Origin of the sequence: Legionella sp. (assembly GCF_049790535.1) — a bacterium.
Classification (GTDB): domain Bacteria; phylum Pseudomonadota; class Gammaproteobacteria; order Legionellales; family Legionellaceae; genus Legionella.
In genome coordinates this window covers 1-3022 of the sequence record NZ_JBAQZB010000078.1, presented here as the reverse complement: position 1 = coordinate 3022, position 3022 = coordinate 1, and the positions used below count along the sequence as shown (strand labels likewise).

Sequence of the window (3022 nt, the reverse complement as noted above, 5' to 3'; positions counted from 1 at the left end):
TATTAAATTTAATTCATTTTTTGTTTTTTACGTATCCCGCATTAGCCAGCGCTATACATTAAGTGAAGATTTTTTTAGGTTGATGGATTCCTCATTGCCAGTTTGGGCTGGATATGCGGGAAAACCCTAATTAGAAAGCCAGATTATAATTATATCATTTTATCCCTTGACACCATATAAACCTTTCTATAGCATTGCTCAATTAATGGAAAATTTGATTAGCATCCTAAACTAGTTATGGAAAATAAAATTTCAAAAAATAGTGCTGATAATTTACAAAGTTATTTTTATTGTTTATGCCTCCTTGAAAATAGAACAGTAAAATCAGTCAACTCAAAAAAATTCAGATTAATTGCTCAACATTCGAAACAGTCAAACACATCCTAACTAGTTAGGCTATTTTGCACTCAAAGAATTCATCTATACAGCAAAACTACAGTAAATAGATAATCGGATTTATATCATAATGAAAGGAAATAAATATGAAAACAAAACTGATTTATATAATAGGCTCTACAGTAATAGCATGCCCTGTTTATTCGAAAATTCCCTCATTTGTTGGTGATCTCATTGCTCGCGATTTAGCAGGCCTAGGCCGACCCGTAGGTCATGTTGGTATTGCAAGTGCCCCTGATTATAGAATGAGACCTACAGTTGTTCTTGAGGCTTTGGATACTGCTCCACATATTCAAGAAAATACGATCGACAACTTTAAGTCACGATCAAAATTTTGGGGAAGCAAGGGTGGGCTATTATCCCCTAGATCCTATGAATCATATACTGTAGCTAATAGAATAGTTAGACAATACTATGCTTGTCCTGAGTATACTCGCACGTGGAGATGGAAAGAAGGTAAAATTGATGGCAACACCAGACCAATTTCATGCGGTCAATTCCGATGTGATACTTTAGTAAATTATGCCTATGCATTCAACTCAGGATATAGCTTGCCAACATATAATACGGTATGGACCACTCCATTAGCTATATATAATTATTTTCCTGTTGATTCCGATTTACTGATACCGGAGCGGATAACAACTCAATCAGATTTGGTGTCTGCTGACATACATGCCAATATAAGCTCAATAAATGAAGATAATCTTAAAGAGTTAAATGCTGAAAATTTTTATCAGATACTTCAAAACTCCTCCAATATTTCGAAGAAAGAAATTAGGTATTTATGGAAATTACTTACGTCAAATCAAGTTGATAGTAAAGTTAAAATCCTTTTCTATGATTTTATTTCTTTTGAAAATCCAGATTATTTGATAGATGAAATTATTAAACAAGCCAAAAATGAAACAGGAGAAGCAAGACATAAGTTATTGGTAACTTTACAATCAATTTATCAAAACAGCTTGGAGAAAAATGAAAAAACCAGCTTAAAAAAAATTAGTAATTATTTTAAGGAACTTCGACTTCAAGATTTAGATAAAAATGATGGTGGCATTGTTTATAGAGGACTTGCAACTTTATCACCAAAATATCTTACTAAAACAGCTAATTTAACAAATATGGATAAAATTCATGTTGCCATATTAAGCCTTAAAAACGATAGGACTAATGAGAAAAAATATGTGTATGATATTATTAGTAACTTAGATAACCCAGATGATACTTTGGTAGTAACCGCCAGCTATCAATATCTTACACAGTTATTAATTAATAGTGATTTAAGTTTCTTCTCCCAGGGAAGTAAGCAATTGTTTAAAAAACATTTAGATAATAAAAGCATGACTAATCACAAGCAATCTATGCTTTATCCATCTGCTTATCTTGAATTTAAAGCTGCATTAAACGCCAGCAAAGCTGAAGAAATTCCTGTATTAGCAAATGAATATCTTCAGTTGTTAAATCCTGAGATTCAAGAATCAACCTTCAATGGTTTTACAGATTTTACGAAAAGAATTAAACGAAATTAATTAATAGCTAAGGCTATATTTAACTTGAAACACGGAGGTTATTTGTACATTCAGAAATAGAGATGATTTTAAAAGTTAAAGCCAAAAAACCAGACATTGATTCGCTTTCTTGAGTCAATGCCAAAGTACTACAATATCACCCCTACCTTTAACACCAACAGGTAACCAACCTCGTAAATTCGTCTTTAAAAAACCATGAGGCAGCAATGCTGCCTCAAAAGAAAAGAGATAAAGAAGAACTAAGTAAAAGCCTGGACACACCGAACAAAGCTAAAGCTGTTCTTATTGCCGACGTCTTCTATACCCGTCGGGAAATTCACGTTTCGCGCGAAAGTATTGGAGATGATGGACTGCGTTGAACTCCAGTAGAGCCCGGACGAGAACTCACCAAAGTTGCAAGGGATTGCAGCGTTGGAGCATAGCGCATTATGGACTGTGGACAGCTCATTTATTGCAGGAAGATACCAGTCTATACTAATGTCTTGGCAGAGTAGGGCTGCACAGTCGGTAGGATCTCCGAAGCAGGATATATCCGCAACAATAGCGTTGGTATTGCTAGCCCCATCATCTAAGCTTGATGCACCGACTATACTAGAAAGAATACTCGTCCATAGGCTATCAAAACCTTGTGCCACATCAATGACGACCTTGCCGCTGCCTCCGCTTTCCTCAAATACCAGCCCTCCTAAATAAGAAAAGGCAATCAAGGCAATGGGACTATTGGCTGTGTTGCTGCCGCTGACAGTAATCGTACAGGGGGCGTAAGGTGTGTTCGAAGTCAGTTCCAGTGTACAACTGGCTCCAGGGGCCACACTGGTACAATTGCTGTCGTCAACGGACAGATTGGGGCAAGCTGCCTTATTGCTGACCGTAATTGCATTAGCATTCATGACACTGTGCACATCATTGGTGATTTCTAATGACAACGGTATTCCAAATACCGTAACAACCCGGTTTTGCTGTACAGGACTCACGATGCTTATCAGTGGTTGATCGGTTACACTCACATCGACATTTACCGTATTGGTATTATCTCCTGCTATGAGAATGTTGGTTGGTCCCTCAGGTGTGCTCGTGGCTAAAGTAATCGTACAGCT

At 36.5% G+C, this 3022-nt stretch carries 2 protein-coding genes; one reads left to right on the top strand and one right to left on the bottom strand.

Features of this window, described 5'->3' with window-relative positions; all coding sequences use genetic code 11:
- Nucleotides 1–482: 482 nt before the first annotated feature.
- The gene (locus WA877_RS04330) at nt 483–1925 is read left to right on the top strand and encodes a hypothetical protein (protein WP_425169707.1); all 1443 of its coding nucleotides are present in this window, start codon (nt 483–485) and stop codon (nt 1923–1925) included.
- Between the two features lie 239 nt (nt 1926–2164).
- Here WA877_RS04330 and WA877_RS04325 read toward each other — a convergent pair.
- Nucleotides 2165–3022 (bottom strand): DUF1566 domain-containing protein (locus WA877_RS04325; RefSeq protein WP_425169706.1); only part of this gene is annotated, 858 nt, incomplete at its 5' end.